We start from the raw sequence: 15,360 nt of genomic DNA, 5'->3' as shown, positions 1-15,360 counted from the left end.
ACCAGATACTGGGCTTCCTTGAACGGCTTGCCCGTCACGAGCGATGTCGCGGCGATGAGCATCAGCACGCTTTGGGTGTTTTTCGGCGTGTTCAGCAGAATCTGCTTGCGATACTTCGCATCGAAGATCTGTTCATAGCTCTCGATTGGTTTCGTCACCTGCGGGTTGATGAACAGGGCCGCACTCGAGATGGAGAACCCGACGCCGTAGCCATCCTCGAAGATGTAGCGCGGATACACCTTCGCGAGATTGGGAATCTTGGCAGGATCGAGCTTGTCGATCAAACCCTCCTGCTTCGCCTGCGGGATGCCGACATCATCCATCATCATGACGCTGTATCGCGGCGTATCGCGCGTCGCGCGGAGTGCAGCGATGTTGGAGAGGGTCGCTCCTTCAATCGTAAAGACGCGACACTTGAACTCCGCCTCGAACTTGGGAATGACTTCCTTCTGGATCAGCTTACCCAGGGCGGAGTTGTAGACGCCGACATGAAGCTGCTTGGCGTCCTGTGACCACGCCCGGCTGATGATCGTCGGGAAAGCAACCGCGGATGCACCGGCCTTGATGAGATTTCTACGCGTCAGTCTCATGGTCCAATCTCCATCTACGAAGTAAAAATCAGGCGGCCAGCGCGCGGCGAAGACCTACCAGCTTCTCCAGAAGCAGGACGCCGACCATCGCCATTAGGATGATGATCGTCGACATCGCTGGCACGGAAGGATCAAACACGTTGACGAGCTGCCGCATCAGCACGAGCGGCACCGGCGAGTACTCGGAATTGGCGAGCCACATCGTGACCGGGTAATTGTCGAAGGACACCATGAAGGCGAACAGACCTCCGGCGGCAACCCCGGATGCGATCTGCGGCAGCGTCACACGCCAGAAAGTCCACAGCCGGTTCGCACCAAGCGTCCGAGCCGCATCTTCCAGGTTCTCGTCCACCAGCTGAAGGCTGGTGACCACGGTCCGGATGACGTACGGCGAGGTCACGACAACGTGCCCGATCAGCAGGTTCAGCCTCGCATCCTGCGAGCCGAGCTTGGTGAGGACCTGGAGCAGCGCGAGGCCCGTCACCAGGGCGGGGAAAATCAATGGCGAGAGCAGGAAGCCCTTGATGGCCGCCAGGCCAAAGAAATTTCCGCGTACCAGCGCAAACGACGCCGGCACACCGAGCAGCAGCGAGCCCGCCGTCGTGCCGAGCGCCAGCAGGATGCTCAGCCGCATCGCCTCCAGGAAGTCTCGATCCCCGAGGACCTTGAAGTACCATTTCAGCGTAAAACCCTGAGGCGGAAACGTCACGAAATAGGAGTCGGAAACCGACACCGCCATAACGAGAAGCAGCGGCGCCATGATGAAGACCATCATCGCGGTCGTGATCGCATAGAGCACAAAGGCACCAAAGCCGGAAAAATGCTCGTCCATCAGGTCGGCCTCCGGAGACGGCGGCCCTCGAGAAGCCACATCGAGAAACCATTGACCGCGAAAACGACACCCACCAGGACCACAGCGATCGCCGCACCAAACGGCCAGTCGTACACGACGAAAATCTGCTGCTCGATCAGATTGCCCAGCATGATCGCGGACGCCCCTCCCAGGATGGCAGGGATGACGAAGGAGCCCGCCGTCAGCGAGAACACCAGGGTGAAGCCCGCCACGAAACCGGGCATGCTCAACGGCAACGTCACCCGCAGGAAGACTTTCCACCAGGGCGCACCGAGAACGCGGGCCGCATCCTCCAGATTGCGATCGATCTTGCCGAGCGCGGATGCCAGCGGCAGGACCATCATCGGGAAGAACACATGCAACGATCCGATGACCACGGCTTTCTCGGTATAGAGGACCGATACCGGCCCATCGACGATGTGCAGCGTCATCAGGATCCAGTTCAACATCCCCTTCGGGCCGTTCGCCAGGATCAACTGCCACCCGTAGCCACGCACGACGACGCTGACGACCAGCGGCGCGATGACGATGAGCGTGATAATTCGCGTAACGAGGGGGCGGCTCTTCACCATGACCAGCGCAACCGGATAGGCCAATACGGTCGCAAGAGCAGACGTGATCAGGCTGATCCTGAGCGTCGTCCAGAACACGCGCGCATAGAGCTCGACATCGATGAGCCTTGCGTAGTGCGCGAGCGTGAAGGGAGGCCCGATAATTCCCTGGCTGTTCTGCGTCTGTATGCTCGAGAACAGCAGCCTGATTGCGGGATAGAAGAAGAAGTAGGCCAGGAAGACCATCATCGGGAGCGCGAGCAGCCCGGCGGGCAAGCTCAGGCGCCACCGCGATCCCTGTCGGGCCTCTGGTTGGGCACTTACAACAGCCACCGCATCGTCGCTGGTCATTGCTGGCCGTCCCCGACTGCGCGATCCCAAGATCTACCCCTCTTTAAGCAAAGCTTAGACGCCGACATCCGATAGGACCAAGATTGTCTCCATTTAGGGGCATTGCAAACGGTTATGACAATGGGTGTGGCAGCCTGTGCCTGAACTTCAGTCATCGGGCCGCCCCTTACCTACCTCCCGTCAGCGCAAGCCTTCGCAGAAGCTCGCAATGCGCCGGCATCCCTCCTTCAGCGTTTCGATATCGGTCGCATAGGAAATCCGGAAATACGGGCTCATTCCGTAGGCTCCGCCGTGAACGGCGGCGACGTATTGCTCCTCCAGAAGGGCCGAAATGAAGTCGGCATCGGTGTCCAGCCGCCGCCCTCCCTTGGACGTCTTGCCGATGCAACCGGCGATGTTCGGGAACACGTAAAATGCACCCTGCGGCTTGTGGCAGGTGATGCCGGGGATCTGATTGAGGAGCGAGACCACCAGATCGCGCCTGTCGCGATAGATATCGGCCCGCTCCTTCAGATAACCCTGAGGACCGTCCAGAACAGCCACGGCGGCCGCCTGGCTGAGCGTGCAGATGCCGCCCGTCGCCTGACCGTGGACATTGTTCATGGCGGCAATCAAGCTTTTGGGGCCGCCGCAATAGCCGACGCGCCATCCCGTCATGGCGTAGGCCTTGGACGCGCCGTTCACCGTTACGACGCGATCCTTCAGCCTGGGCTCGACCTCCGCAATCGTGCAGAACTCGAAACCGTCATAGGTGAGGTGCTCATAGATGTCGTCGGTGAGGATCCAGACGTCGGGATGCCCGAGCATGACGTCCGCGATCGCGCGCATCTCGGCGCGCGAGCAGGCGGCGCCGGTCGGATTGTTCGGGAAGTTCAGGATCAGCCACTTCGTCTTGGGTGTGATCGCAGCCTCGAGATCCGCCGGCCGCAGCTTGAACTGGTTGTTCTCCGGGCACGGCACCGAAACTGGCGTCGCCTCGGCGAGGAGAACGATGTCCGCGTAGGTGATCCAGCCTGGCGCCGGAATGACCACCTCGTCGCCGGGATTGCAGGTGGCGAACAGCGCGTTGAAGATGATCTGCTTGCCCCCGTTGGCGATCAGGATTTCATCGAGGGCATAATCGAGATTGTTCTCACGCTTGAACTTGCGCTGGACCGCGGTTCTCAGGGCCACCGTCCCCGGCATCGCCGGGTATTTGGTATCCCCTGCCAGGGCCGCCCGATGCGCGGCGTCGATGGCATGCGGAGGCGTCGGGAAATCGGGCTCGCCGGATGACAGGCTGACGATCTTGACGCCCGCATCGCGCAGCTCACGCGCCTTATCCGTCATCGCCGCCGAGGCGGACACTTTTACGGTTTTGAGGCGGTTCGCAAGTTCAGGCATCGTCAGCTCCGTTTCTTGATCTCTGTCTGTTGCGCGACCTCTGTCCGCCGCGCAAATCGCAGGTCACCTACGACCTGAAATGTTGGAATGACCTCGAGCATCGCGACGTTCATGCGCATCGGCGATCCCACGGCGAACGCGATCGCGTCCGCAATGTCCTCGGGTTGAAGCGTCTCGAAGGCGCCGACAAAGCGATCATTCCCGTCGCCGCCGACGTCCGGGTTCTGGAAAATGCCGGTCGCGACCCGGCCCGGCGACACCTCGGTGACGCGAACCCGGCTGCCGAAGAGGTCCACGCGCAATTGCTGCGACAGCGAATGGATGCCGGCCTTGGTCGCGTGATAGGCGACGGACGAATTGAACGTCGTCGCGTTCTCGCCGAATGCATAGTGGCCGGCAATGGAGGAGATGTTCACGACGTGCCCACGGTCACGCTTGGCCATGCCCGGCACGATCAGCCGCGTAAGATGGAGGACCGCCCGCAAATTCACGTCCACGAGCGTGTCGACATCCTCAGGGGCGGTATCCAGAATATTGCTGCGTCGGGACTGGCCGGCGTTGTTGACGAGCACATCGAACTCGGCCGAGCCTGCCAGTTCCGTCAGCGCGCCCAGATCGTTCACGTCAACCGCACAGGCGCGGCACCCGGTCTCCGCCGACAAGGTCGCCAACCGTCCCGCGTCCCTGCCGGTCGCATAAACCTCGAGGCCCTCTGCGCTCAAGCGGCGAACCGTCGCAGCCCCGATTCCCGAGGACGCACCCGTCACCAATGCCGTTCGAAAGTCCGCAAATCCCATCCGCATGGCTCTCTTGCGATCAAGCGGAGCGGCGGAACACTACGTTCACATAAATGGGCACGGATAGAACGGATTCGGTCTGCCCTCATAAGCATGGCCGATAGCTCCGCCAAGCGATCCCATAAGCGTCACCGATACAGGCAGAGTGAATTGCTCTTACTCGCTTCCGGCCACGTCCCCCTACATTCGCTACGGTCCTTTTTGGCTCACCCTTGAGAGAGAAACGTACATGCTGGAGGTCAATAACCGGATCGTCATGGTTTCGGGCGCCTCGCGCGGCATCGGACGCGCCGTGGTCGATCGACTGCTGGCATCGGGTTTCCGAGTCTCGGCGGGAGTTCGTAATCCGAGCGCCCTGCAGGAGAGTCCGAGGCTCATGACGCACCGTTACGACGCTGACGACGCCGAGAGCCCCAAGGCATGGGTCAAGGCAACGCTCGCGCGATGGGGCGGCGTGGACGCCATCGTCAACGCAGCCGGCATCAATCCGAAGGTCCGCGTCTCCGACGAGGGTGAAGACGAATTGGAAGACATGTGGCGGATCAACGTCAAAGGCCCGCTCCGTGTCATCAGGGCCGCCCTGCCCCATCTGGCAGTTTGCGGCCACGGGCGAGTGGTCAACCTCGGCTCGCTCGCCGGCAAGCGCGTGGGAAGTAACGTCGGTTACGCCATGACCAAATTCGCCGTGGTCGCGCTCACGCACGGCATCCGCCGCGAGGGTCGCGCTGCAGGAATCCGGGCGACCGTCATATGCCCCGGCTATGTCGCCACCGACATGACGCTGAACGATGACGAGATTCCCCGCCACGAGATGAGTCAGCCCGGCGACATCGCACGACTGGTTGAGACCGTTCTCATGCTGCCGAACAACGCTTCGGTCTCCGAGCTGCTGGTGCACTGCCAGTTCGAGCCGATGTTGTAGCTATCGGGTTGCACGACCGTCGGTAACCTGCCGCAGCGAGCAGAGGCGTCTGGCGCACCGGGACATCCACCGGCTGACGGGCCTCCGCAAAAAACTCGAAAACAACCCCATGCAAAGTAGCCGGCAATCCCGAACACGGATCGCTACGATTTTTCCGAAATTGATTGACACGTCGGGCAAATCACCGGCATGATGCCATCATCGCAGACTGGCGCGCGGGGCCCGGTCGCCAAGCTGCTTCACACGATCCGGCACTTGCGAGACGGCTTCGAACCTGGCGACGCGCTGGTCCAGGCGCCATAGCTCGATGCGATAGAAGCTCACGAGCGCCTGCGCCTGACGCTTGGCATCCTCCTCCCCGTCGCAGACGAGGTTGATGCAACCGAAGACATGGCCGTCGGGATTAATCTGAAACGCCCGGTAATGTTTCATGATCTGCCCTCTCCTTGCCAGCGCTTGCGGACGGCCGGGGCGGTCAACCAATCGGTCAGACTGGAAGCCACTTCGTCCTGCTTCGCACGGCGCAGCAACATCTCCCGCTCCTTGCCGGCCGGAAGACGGCGGGCATGTTGGCGGGCCTGTTCGGCTGATATCTGCAAACGCTCCTGGAGCGAATGCGTCTGTTTGGTTCGATTGCGTTTGGCGGTCATTTTCTGCGTTCACGGATGATCTGGCTTGAAGGGAGTCGGCCCCCGGCCGGAGGCTCAGAGCGCCGGGGCCGATCACCTGCCGCACCGGGGCGGCCCGGGCGGGCAGCCTTCGCAGCTTCGGAGCGGAACTGAGTTCCAGCATTTCCATAGGTTAAGCAAATGCGATCGTTGCGCGCAGGCTGACAAACGCTGCATCGCAGCACGCTAGATCACCACGGCCTCGCGCGCCGCACTCTGGACGGTCGCGAACGGCTCGACTGGTGCGTGACAGCTAGCGTTAGAAGCTACTTACTGCGATAGAGCTGCAGATAGCCCGGCGAGTACAGCGCGGCGTCCTTGAGTGCATCGAGATCGGTGATGGTCAGTGTTCGCTCGCGCAGTACGATCAGGCCGTTGGCGCGCAATTCCTGCACGGTGCGATTGAGATGGACCACCGACAGGCCGGTGGCATCGGCCAGATCCATCTGGGTTACCGGCATGATACAGGAATTGCCGTCGACCATTCCAACCGGGCGCAGCCGCTCGAAAATCTCGCAGAACAGATGCGCCACGCGTTCCAGCGCGACACGGCGGCCGAGATTGATGGCCCATTCGCGCTGGATGGCGCTGTTCACGAGCGTCTCACACCAGAACGCTTCCGCGAGCGAACGGTCGCTAGCGACAAGGCTCTCGAAGCGCGTGCGCTTGATTTCGGTATAGACGACCGGCGTCAGCGTCGCGATCGAGTGATCCATCACCGTCAGCAGGTACGCATGCGCGTCGCAGGTCTCGCCAGGGAAGATGAAGTTGACGATCTGGCGCCGGCCGTCCTCGAGCGTCTTGTAACGGCAGAGCCATCCCGACAGCACGATACGGACGCTGTCGACGGAATCGCCCTCCGAGATCAGATCCTCGCCCGATCCGGCGCGCTGCATCCCTTCGAGAGCGGCGTGCTCAAGCGAAGCGGAGGCTTGGGCCGACAACGGCCGCAGCGCATTCAGCCTGCGGACGACCGGATCAGTCACGCTTCGATCTAGAGTGGACACGGGCATCAACTAGCGCTCCCCCCGGCCATATGGAACGTGCGTTTGCTCAAAGGAATGGTGATCGTGCATTGCAGTCCTGAAGCGCTGAACGCCATCGTCGTCTGCCCCTTGAACTCGAACGCCAGCGTGCGCTCGAGAAGCTCCGTGCCAAAGCCCTTTCGCGGCGGCGGTGTGACCTGCGGCCCGCCCCGCTCGCGCCATTCGAAGACCAGCTCCGCCGGGTCGGTGGACTCATCGAGGCGCCAGGCGATCTCGATCCGCCCCGTGGGCCGGCTCAAAGCGCCGTATTTCAACGCGTTGGTCGCGAGCTCGTGGACGGCGAGTGCGAAGGTCTCGGCGGCCTTCGGCTGGAGACGCACCTTCGGGCCGGAGACCCGCACCTGCTCGCCTTCCCTGGCATTATAGGCCAGGAGCTCCTCGACGACGAGATATTCAAGATCGACGCCGCCCCCCGGATCGCGGGTCACCAGCGCCTGGGTGCGTGCGAAGGCGTTGAGCCGGCCGTCCAAGTGAGAGGCGTATTCCTCGACGGTAGAGCTCGTTTCCGCCGATCGACGGGCGATCGAGCGCACGACGCCGAGCGTGTTGCGGACGCGATGCTGCAGCTCGGCGAGCAGCAGGCGTTGCCGCTCCTCCGCGCGCGTGATCGCGGTGACGTCGATGAAGGTGATGACGACGCCGGCGATGAAATTGTCGATGCTGCGATAAGGCAGGATGCGCACGATGTAGCGCGTGCCACTATCCGGCGCGGTCAGCTCGCGCTCGGCGCTGGCCAGCGTTCGCAGCACCCGGCGTACGTCGTCATAGAGCTCCTCGATGGGGATACGCGCCTTGATGTGGGCGATCGGGCGGCCGACGTCGGTTTCCACCAGATGCAGGACCTGTGTGATCGCGGGCGTGAAATTCATCACCCGCAAATCGTTGTCGAGGAACACGGTTGCGATCTGCGTGCTCTCGAGGAAATTCTTCAGGTCGCTGGTAGCGCGTGTCAGCTCCTGCACGCGGTGCGCCAGCTCGCCATTGACGGTGGTCAGCTCCTCGTTGACCGACTGCAATTCCTCGCGCGAGGTCTCGAGCTCCTCATTGGCCGATTGCAGCTCCTCGTTGAGCGACTGATATTCCTCGTTCGAGGATTTCAGCTCCTCGTTGGTGCTCTCGAGCTCCTCGATGGTCGCCTGCAACCGCTCCCGCGTTGCCCGCAGCTCGCTTTCCAGACGCTCGACATGCTCGGTACGCACCAGCACATTGGGGTTGCTCTGGTTGGTATCGATCACCCGGACCGGGCCGTCCTTGAACAGGACGAGGAAGTTGCGATGGCCGCCGGCGCCGTCCTGGATCGGCTCGACGGTGATGTCGACGAGCACGCGGTGGCCGTTCAGCCCGAGTTGCACCTGCTCGGCATGGGCTGCCTCATTGGTCTCAGCGGCGCTGCTGAGCGCCGTGCGCAATTCGAGCCTGAGATCGCGGTGCACGAGCTGGAGCAGGTCGAGCGTGGCGGCGCCCGCGGTCGGCTCGATGTAGCGGCCGGTGCGCCCTGAAAAATGCAGGATCTGGAAATTGTCGTCGGTGATGACGTAGGCCGGCGCGTAGCGCTCGGCGATCCGCTGCGCGCGGCGCTCCAGACCCACATCTGGTCCGAACGAACGCACCGGCGGCACCTCGACCGGCGCCCTGCCCGCCGCCGTCGTGATCGGAAATTCCGGTGGCAGCCGCGTTCCGGTCTCGAGCTTCTTGAAGATGCGGGCACGGCGGTCGACCGGAGCGAACAGCTTTGGATGCCGTGTCACGTTCTCGGAATTGCCGAGAAAGAGGTAGCGGTCCGGCAACAGCGCGAAATGGAACAGCGGGATCACCCGGTTCTGCAGTTCGGCATTGAGATAGATGAGGAGGTTGCGGCAGGAGACGAGATCGAGCTTGGAGAACGGCGCGTCCTTGATGACGTTGTGCTGCGAGAAGATGCACATCTCGCGCAATTCCTTCACCACGCAATAGGTATCGCCTTCGCGCACGAACCAGCGCGCGAGGCGTTCGTTTTTCATATCCGCCTCGATACTGGTGCGGTAGCGGCCGACCCGCGCAGTGGCGAGCGCGCGCCCGTCGATGTCGGTTGCGAAGATCTGGACCTGTGGTGCGGAATCGAGCCGCGCCATGTGCTCGCGCAAGAGGATACCGATCGAATAGGCCTCCTCGCCGGTGGCGCAGCCGAGCACCCAGATTCGAACCTGCTGGCCCGCGCCCTTGCCTTCGAACATCTTCGGAATGATCTGGGTCTCCAGTACCTCGAACTCGCGCTTGTCGCGGAAGAACTCGGTGACGCCGATCAGAAGATCGTTGAAGAGGTGTTGGGCCTCGTCCTTATCGTTCCGCAGGAAATCGACATAGCCGGGAATCTCGTCGATCTGGACCACCTGCATGCGCCGCTGCACGCGACGCAGGAAGGTGTTCTGCTTGTACCCATGGAAATCGTTGCCGGTCTTGTTGCGCAGGATGTCGGCGATGCGCGAGAGCGAGGTTGCAGCCGCGGCCAGCACCTCGTCGAAGCCCTGCTTCTCCTCGAGGCGCCGCAGGTGACGGGCATAGACCTGGATGTGTTCGGGGATATCCTCGGGCGGCAGCACGTAGTCGGCGATGGCCGCGGGTGTGTTGCCGTCGAGCATATGCTCGGGCTCGGGACTCACGGCCTTCTCGGCGATGGCGAGACCGCCGTGGTCCTTGAGCGTCGCGGTGCCGAGCGTTCCGTCGCCGCCGGTGCCGGCGAGGATCACGCCAATCGACTGCTCGGCGCGCTCTTCGGCGAGCGACACCAGGAAACTGTCGATCGTGGCTCGCTCGCCGGGTGCTTGCTCGGCCTTGCGAATCGCAAATCGGTCGCCGTGGATGGTGGTGATCATCGCCGGCGGGCACAGGTAGATCGTGCCCCCCTCGATCGCTTCGGCCTCCCCGATGTCGGCGACCTTGGCGCCATTGGATCCCCGCACGATCTCGCGCAACCGGGCCTCGTCGAAGGCCTCGTGATGCTGAAGCGCCAGGACGATGGCCTGGTCGGCCGCCACGGTGAGCTTGGCAAAGAAACGTTCGATGCTGTCCAGGGCGCCGGGCGACGCGCCGACCCCGATGATCAGCGGGGCCTTGACCTGACGCTCTCCCTCGACCGACTGGTCGCCGACTTCATTCATGGCTCTGCTGGCTCTCATTGGCTGGCCGGGAGCAACCGGCGCCCGGCCTCTGCAAATAGCAGAAACCCATGTTACCCCAACAGATCAAAGGCAGAAATGGTCCCGCGCGCCTCCGCCCAGGGCGTTGTCATGCCCGGCGCAAACGGCCATAGCCGTGCCGTGCCGCCGGAACCCGCGATGCAATTTTCCGAAGAGCTCGCAGCCCTGATCAAGCGGGCCGAGGGCGCCACGGCAGCCGCCCACCGCTTGTTCGACGAGAACGACCGCTGGCGCCAGAGTGTCGTGCGGCAGTTCGACTACATGTTCGAGATCGGCGCCGAGTTCAGGAGACCGCCCCTCAGCTGGACGCAGGCGGCTCCGGATCGACTTGCTGCTGAAGATAGATGACGCGCTGCTCGATCAGGGTGCGGTGGCGCTCCCACTCGACCAGGGTCTGCTTGAGCAGGTCGACGAGGCGCTCGGCCTGACGCGTGTCGTGGCCACCGGCCACAAGATCGCGAACCCGCTCCTCCTGGTCGCGCACCCGCTGCCAGCCTTCCTCGATATCCTGATCGGCCTTGACGAGAAGTCGCTGCTCGGAATGGAGCTGCTCGGTACGCTCGGCAAGTGAGAGGGCCATGGCCACGCCTTCAGGCCTCCCGCTTGCGGGCCGGAGGATCGAGCGACTGTAGCACGACGCGCCGGATCAAGTCGGCATATTCGCGATATTCGACGGCGCGCGCGTCATACATCTCGGCGACTGCGGACCGGCCACTGCGCCTGCCGTCGGCGGCCATGCGCTGGACCAGTTCCGCTCGCTCCTCGATGATGCGCAGCGCGACGCGCAGGGCTTCGTCCACCCGCCCCTCCTGCTCCTTTGCAAGGACATCGGTGGTGTAGGCATGACCGACCTGGCAGCGGAAACGCATCGGACGCGCTGCCTTGACCTCGGACAGGACACCGCCACAGCCCGGGCAGGTCAGCGCGACGGGATCGGCAAGTGCAACAAGGCTGTCGCTGCCGATCCGGTCGCCGGCTGCAATCTCGACTTCGAGGCGGATGTCCGGCGGGATCGGCAATGTCGCCCCCGGAGGTTCCCTGACGAGATCGGACAGCACGTCGCCCATGGTTGCGCCGGGCACGCACAGATCGATGGTGCTCGCCTCCAAGGCACGCCGCGGCATCTCGTCGGAGATGGCGTCCAAGGGGTCCTGGACCACGGTCATCCCGCCGCAACGCTTGATGGCGTTGAGACCGGCTGCACCGTCGGACAGCAGGCCGCTCAGGAGCACGCCGATCACGCGAGGGCCATGATGCAGCGCTGCCGAGCGGAACAGGGCATCGATCGCCGGTCGTACCAGGTTCTCACGCGGACCGCGCCCGAGCAGCACATGATGTTCGGACAACAGCAGATGATGATCCGGCGCCGCCAGATAGACGTGACCGGTCTCGATTTTCATGCCGTTTTCGGCCTGCCGGACCGGCAGCTTGCCGGCGCCGCTTACGACCGTCGAGAGAATGCCTACGCCTTGCGCCGGTATGTGCAAGACGATGAATATGGCCGCCGGCAAGTCCGCCGGAAGGCGGCCCAAAATCTGCTTCAAGGGTGCGGTCGCCCCCGCCGAGCCCCCGATGACGATGATGTCGCGGTTGCTCATGGAACCCGCCTTCGATTACATCGTTTGGACCAAGGCGGCGGCCCGTTTTAGGTTCCTAACGGCCTGGAGCAGCGCTGGAGGCATCATGTCGGCATCGCCCACATCGTCCCGTCAACACATGCTTCTGGCGGGCCGGAGGATACTCGTCGTCGAGGACGAATATTTTCTCGCCGACGACATCGGCAAGACGCTCCGCGCGCTCGGCGCGGAGATCGCCGGGCCGGCCGGTCACATCGAGGACGCGATCGAGATTCTGCACGATGGCGGCGTTCTGGATGCCGCAGTGCTCGACGTGAACATTCGCAGCGACATGATCTTCCCCGTAGCCCGCGAGCTCAGATCGCGCCACGTGCCCTTCGTGTTCACGACGGGGTACGACAAAATCACCGTCATTTCAGAGTTCCAGGACGTGTTGCTCCTGGAGAAACCGATCGATCTGGCAGCAATGGCCCGGAAACTGACTGCGCTCATCAACGAGCGGAGGGGCTGACACTTAGCGACACGTGTTGCTTGCGGCGCTCATCGCAAAGATAAAGATAGACGGAGATGCGATGATCTACACACCTGATTACGCGCTGGACTCAAGAGTCCTGGCGAATTCGCGCGAGCTGGTTCGCGAGGCGCTGGTACTCTTACGCGACAGCGATCACCTCGTCAGTGCGCTGCGCCTGCGTGAGGAGCTGGGGTGTCACGAACTCCCGCCGATGAAGGCTAGCGCCGGACGTAACGCCCGAGCGTCGCGCTCACGGCAAGTTGACAGCTAAAAGAGATGCGCGAAGGTGAGCCAGGCGGTGACCGCCAGGCACAGAACAACGGCGGCGTACGGCAGCGCGACGCGCAAGGTTGCCTCCGGGCCCATCAGCTCAGCATCATCCAGACAATCGCCCCCGTCATCACCAGAAAACCCGTGATGGCGGTCGCAACAAAGGCCTGTTCCACGCGGTCCATCGCCATGGCAGCCCCCTTTCCAGCCCAATCAGTGTGATTGGCTGCGACGCCTCGCGCATTAGGATATGTGAATCGGCTGCGCCTACTTGCTTCGGCTGCGCCTCAGAAGTTGCAGCGCTTCGGCGCTACGTCTTGGCTATTCTCGCCAGAATCTCGCCAGTTCCTCGGCCGTTACCAGATCCACCTGCCCATGGAAGCGAGTGCGATACATCGTCATGAGCGCATCGTGCCCGATATCCGAAGAACTGCACAAAGCGTCCTCCACGATGACGACCCTGAAACCGAGATCCACCGCACTCAGGACCGTCGACAAAACGCAAACGTCGGTTTCCGCACCGGTGACGACCACCGTGCCCACTCCTTTTTCGACCAGCAGGCCTGCCAGGGCGAGATTGCTGAATGCCGAATAGGCTGGCTTGTCGATCACCCGTGCCGGAGGGACGAACCGAGCCAGAGCCGGCACAAGGTCGAGGCCGAGCGGCGGAATCCGGGCGCGTGTCGCCTCCTTCCAGCGGCGAAAATAAGCCTGCCATTGCCCGGGACGATCTTCCGGGTCCTCAGGCGTGATGAAGCGCGAAAAGACGGTTCGCGTCTTGTAGCGCGAAGTGATCCCGGCGATCGCAGGCAGAACCCTCTCCATCCAGGGCGTTGCCCACAGCCCGCCGGGAGCGAAAATGTTCTGCATGTCGATGCAGAGGTGAACAGCATCCCGGATCTCGGCAATCTGCGACCTGTCGTCCCTCATCGTCCTGCACCCGTCAGCCTCTCGCGATTGCGTTGAACCGCAGATTGCGCTTCGCTCGCCGCGGCACCTGGATAACGCATCAGAGGCGGCGGAGTGGCGCGAGGATGGTCGGGACTGGCAGACCAAACCGGCCGGTGATCCGCTTAGCCTAAGAAAGCACAACACCCGTCAGTTCGCCCAACTTGGAGACGAGCCGGTCCTGGAATTCCGGATCGGTTGCCTCACCGGCCGGCTGCTCCTGCCGGAGGTGATGCCAGTAACGACCGCTGACCAAGGCGGCCGGTTCTTCGCTTGCGGCCAGCCAGGTCTGAGTCCGTTGCCCGGTATCGAGATCTACCGGCGCTCCCGAGCCGCCCATTCTTGTTCGCACCCAACCGGGATCGACGGCGTTGCTCAAGACCTGCGGCCAGCGCCGCGCCAGCGCGAAAGCCAGTGCGGCGACGTGCAGCTTGCTTTCGGCGTAGGCCCGTGCCGCATCCCAGGGCCGCTTCGTCCAGTCCAAATCGGCCAGCGAACCCTCCCCGCTGCGGTGCAGACCGCTGCTGAGGTACACTAGCCGTTCGGGGCGCTTGATCAGCGCCGTCAGCATGTACGGCGCTAGGGTGTTTATTGCGAGAGTGACGGCATGGCCGTCGGGCGTCGAGCCGCGACTTCGCTCCGAGTACACGCCGGCGTTATGGATCACCGCATCCATTCGTCCGATCGCGTTGACCTGATCTGCGATGTCTCGAGTCTCGGCCCCGCTGCGGAGATCGCCGATCACGACCGCTGCGCCCCGCGAGGCGAGATCGGCGACGGCCGCAGCTCGGCCGGCCGAGCGGGCGTGCAGCACAACTCGATGGCCGTCATCTAGAAGCGATTCCGCTGCCGCTCGACCCAACCCATCCGCGCTGCCGGTGATGAAAACGGTGGCCATGCCGCTCCTCTCGAGGTTCCTGCTCACACACTGATTGCTCGACAATCTTGGCTCGATCAAGAGGTTGGGAACACCGCGTAACCACGCCTTGCTATTTCGCGGCAAGCGAGCACCTTGGTGCATAGCGCGGTGTATCCGCGCGCCATGGCTCTAGGGGTTAGAAAGGCGGCAAGCTTGCTGGCCAATCCCGCATGAGCCCGTCGCAGCGGCGGGAGAAAACTTTATCCCAAGTTATGGCGGGAACTTATTCGGAGTGCGGAAGTGAGCCAGCTTCGACCTCCAATTGTAGCCTGAGACGGTCCCGCGGCCGGACGTAAGCACGCTTCCGCTTTTGTTGTGATCTCGCGCGCCTCACCAGGACGGTCATGCCCGTCAGTCTAACGACGGTGATCGACATGAAGAACCTGCGACCGCCGCATGGTCGTCAGAACTTCGTTGGCCCCTTTGGGGTCGCGCCCATGCCGATGCAACTCAGCGACTACCTCTTCTTGTCTGTCGTCCGGCAGGATCCCGCTCGCCTTCTCCAGCATGGCACTCAGCCTCAACATGGCGCTCAGCTTCCGCGCGATGCTGCGACGGCGTGGCTCGATGTCTCACAGCCAGTGCGCTGTGCCGATTTTCAGTCTGGAAATCTATCACGCCGTCGGAGTTAGGGAGTCCAGCAGGATTTGCTTGCCTTAAAGACCGGGAGGCAGAAGTGCTCAGATTGCTGATCAAGCTTGCCGTGCTAGCGACGTTGCTGACGGCCCTGATTGCTCCGCCCGTGATTAACCAGGCCTTTGCCAATGCCGGCGGAGGTGGCGGCGGCGGTGGAGG

General features: G+C 62.9%; 16 protein-coding genes. 4 read left to right on the top strand and 12 right to left on the bottom strand.

Annotated features, from left to right (window positions below):
* The 5 genes from SO139_RS42155 to SO139_RS42135 form a co-directional block, all read right to left on the bottom strand.
* Positions 1-590: ABC transporter substrate-binding protein (locus SO139_RS42155; protein ID WP_498541879.1), on the bottom strand; the 590-nt coding region annotated here is incomplete at its 3' end.
* 28 nt (positions 591-618) lie between these two features.
* Positions 619-1,422, bottom strand: coding sequence for an ABC transporter permease (locus tag SO139_RS42150; protein ID WP_449381269.1), 804 nt, complete (start codon positions 1,420-1,422; stop codon positions 619-621).
* Entirely contained in the window at positions 1,422-2,345 is a 924-nt protein-coding gene (locus tag SO139_RS42145; RefSeq protein WP_474798970.1) for an ABC transporter permease, read from the bottom strand. Before SO139_RS42145 ends, SO139_RS42150 begins: the two co-directional genes overlap by 1 nt.
* Positions 2,346-2,525: 180 nt before the next feature.
* Positions 2,526-3,728 carry a pyridoxal phosphate-dependent aminotransferase gene (locus SO139_RS42140; RefSeq protein ID WP_449381267.1) on the bottom strand — a complete coding sequence of 401 codons (1,203 nt, stop codon included), beginning with the start codon at positions 3,726-3,728 and terminating at the stop codon, positions 2,526-2,528.
* Positions 3,729-3,730: 2 nt separating this feature from the next.
* On the bottom strand, positions 3,731-4,525 hold the full coding sequence (locus SO139_RS42135) for an SDR family oxidoreductase (protein ID WP_449381266.1): 795 nt from the start codon (positions 4,523-4,525) through the stop codon (positions 3,731-3,733).
* A gap of 229 nt (positions 4,526-4,754) precedes the next feature.
* On the opposite strand from SO139_RS42135, the gene SO139_RS42130 reads away from it, so the two are divergent.
* On the top strand, positions 4,755-5,447 hold the full coding sequence (locus tag SO139_RS42130; RefSeq protein WP_449381265.1) for an SDR family NAD(P)-dependent oxidoreductase: 693 nt from the start codon (positions 4,755-4,757) through the stop codon (positions 5,445-5,447).
* Between the two features lie 198 nt (positions 5,448-5,645).
* On the opposite strand, the gene SO139_RS42125 is transcribed toward SO139_RS42130, so the two are convergent.
* The 4 genes from SO139_RS42125 to SO139_RS42110 form a co-directional block, all read right to left on the bottom strand.
* Positions 5,646-5,879, bottom strand: a complete 234-nt coding sequence (locus tag SO139_RS42125) for a hypothetical protein (protein ID WP_449381264.1) — start codon at positions 5,877-5,879, stop codon at positions 5,646-5,648.
* Positions 5,876-6,097: a hypothetical protein gene (locus tag SO139_RS42120; RefSeq protein ID WP_449381263.1), complete on the bottom strand. Its 222-nt coding sequence runs from the start codon at positions 6,095-6,097 to the stop codon at positions 5,876-5,878. Before SO139_RS42120 ends, SO139_RS42125 begins: the two co-directional genes overlap by 4 nt.
* Before the next feature lie 284 nt (positions 6,098-6,381).
* A complete protein-coding gene (locus SO139_RS42115; RefSeq protein ID WP_449381262.1) occupies positions 6,382-7,128 on the bottom strand; it encodes a Crp/Fnr family transcriptional regulator in 747 nt (248 codons plus the stop codon).
* Positions 7,128-10,298 carry a CheR family methyltransferase gene (locus SO139_RS42110; RefSeq protein ID WP_474798974.1) on the bottom strand — a complete coding sequence of 1,057 codons (3,171 nt, stop codon included), beginning with the start codon at positions 10,296-10,298 and terminating at the stop codon, positions 7,128-7,130. The genes SO139_RS42115 and SO139_RS42110 overlap by 1 nt, the downstream gene beginning before the upstream one ends.
* 177 nt (positions 10,299-10,475) lie before the next feature.
* Between SO139_RS42110 and SO139_RS42105 the strand changes: the two genes are divergently transcribed.
* Positions 10,476-10,685, top strand: a complete 210-nt coding sequence (locus SO139_RS42105) for a hypothetical protein (RefSeq protein ID WP_449381260.1) — start codon at positions 10,476-10,478, stop codon at positions 10,683-10,685.
* On the top strand, positions 10,666-10,908 hold the full coding sequence (locus tag SO139_RS42100) for a hypothetical protein (RefSeq protein ID WP_449381259.1): 243 nt from the start codon (positions 10,666-10,668) through the stop codon (positions 10,906-10,908). The genes SO139_RS42105 and SO139_RS42100 overlap by 20 nt, the downstream gene beginning before the upstream one ends.
* A gap of 19 nt (positions 10,909-10,927) precedes the next feature.
* Here SO139_RS42100 and SO139_RS42095 read toward each other — a convergent pair whose 3' ends face one another.
* Complete coding sequence (locus SO139_RS42095) at positions 10,928-11,935, bottom strand: chemotaxis protein CheB (protein WP_449381258.1); 1,008 nt, start codon at positions 11,933-11,935, stop codon at positions 10,928-10,930.
* Here SO139_RS42095 and SO139_RS42090 point away from each other — a divergent pair.
* Positions 11,910-12,425, top strand: a complete 516-nt coding sequence (locus tag SO139_RS42090) for a response regulator (RefSeq protein ID WP_449381257.1) — start codon at positions 11,910-11,912, stop codon at positions 12,423-12,425. The two genes, SO139_RS42095 and SO139_RS42090, sit on opposite strands and share 26 nt — an antisense overlap.
* 594 nt (positions 12,426-13,019) lie before the next feature.
* Here the strand turns inward: SO139_RS42090 and SO139_RS42085 are convergent.
* Positions 13,020-13,628, bottom strand: a complete 609-nt coding sequence (locus SO139_RS42085; RefSeq protein WP_449381256.1) for a cysteine hydrolase family protein — start codon at positions 13,626-13,628, stop codon at positions 13,020-13,022.
* 148 nt (positions 13,629-13,776) lie between these two features.
* Entirely contained in the window at positions 13,777-14,544 is a 768-nt protein-coding gene (locus SO139_RS42080; RefSeq protein ID WP_449381255.1) for an SDR family NAD(P)-dependent oxidoreductase, read from the bottom strand.
* Between the last annotated feature and the right edge of the window lie 816 nt (positions 14,545-15,360).

The organism is Bradyrhizobium sp. UFLA05-89, from assembly GCF_059803475.1.
This window is presented reverse-complemented; position numbering and strand designations above follow the sequence as displayed.

Coding starts and splice junctions, on each gene's coding strand:
- SO139_RS42150 (WP_449381269.1), bottom strand. CDS start 1,422: ATGGACGAGCATTTTTCCGGCTTTGGTGCCTTTGTGCTCTATGCGATC.
- SO139_RS42145 (WP_474798970.1), bottom strand. CDS start 2,345: ATGACCAGCGACGATGCGGTGGCTGTTGTAAGTGCCCAACCAGAGGCC.
- SO139_RS42140 (WP_449381267.1), bottom strand. CDS start 3,728: ATGCCTGAACTTGCGAACCGCCTCAAAACCGTAAAAGTGTCCGCCTCG.
- SO139_RS42135 (WP_449381266.1), bottom strand. CDS start 4,525: ATGGGATTTGCGGACTTTCGAACGGCATTGGTGACGGGTGCGTCCTCG.
- SO139_RS42130 (WP_449381265.1), top strand. CDS start 4,755: ATGCTGGAGGTCAATAACCGGATCGTCATGGTTTCGGGCGCCTCGCGC.
- SO139_RS42125 (WP_449381264.1), bottom strand. CDS start 5,879: ATGAAACATTACCGGGCGTTTCAGATTAATCCCGACGGCCATGTCTTC.
- SO139_RS42120 (WP_449381263.1), bottom strand. CDS start 6,097: ATGACCGCCAAACGCAATCGAACCAAACAGACGCATTCGCTCCAGGAG.
- SO139_RS42115 (WP_449381262.1), bottom strand. CDS start 7,128: ATGCCCGTGTCCACTCTAGATCGAAGCGTGACTGATCCGGTCGTCCGC.
- SO139_RS42110 (WP_474798974.1), bottom strand. CDS start 10,298: ATGAATGAAGTCGGCGACCAGTCGGTCGAGGGAGAGCGTCAGGTCAAG.
- SO139_RS42105 (WP_449381260.1), top strand. CDS start 10,476: ATGCAATTTTCCGAAGAGCTCGCAGCCCTGATCAAGCGGGCCGAGGGC.
- SO139_RS42090 (WP_449381257.1), top strand. CDS start 11,910: ATGACGATGATGTCGCGGTTGCTCATGGAACCCGCCTTCGATTACATC.
- SO139_RS42095 (WP_449381258.1), bottom strand. CDS start 11,935: ATGAGCAACCGCGACATCATCGTCATCGGGGGCTCGGCGGGGGCGACC.
- SO139_RS42085 (WP_449381256.1), bottom strand. CDS start 13,628: ATGAGGGACGACAGGTCGCAGATTGCCGAGATCCGGGATGCTGTTCAC.
- SO139_RS42080 (WP_449381255.1), bottom strand. CDS start 14,544: ATGGCCACCGTTTTCATCACCGGCAGCGCGGATGGGTTGGGTCGAGCG.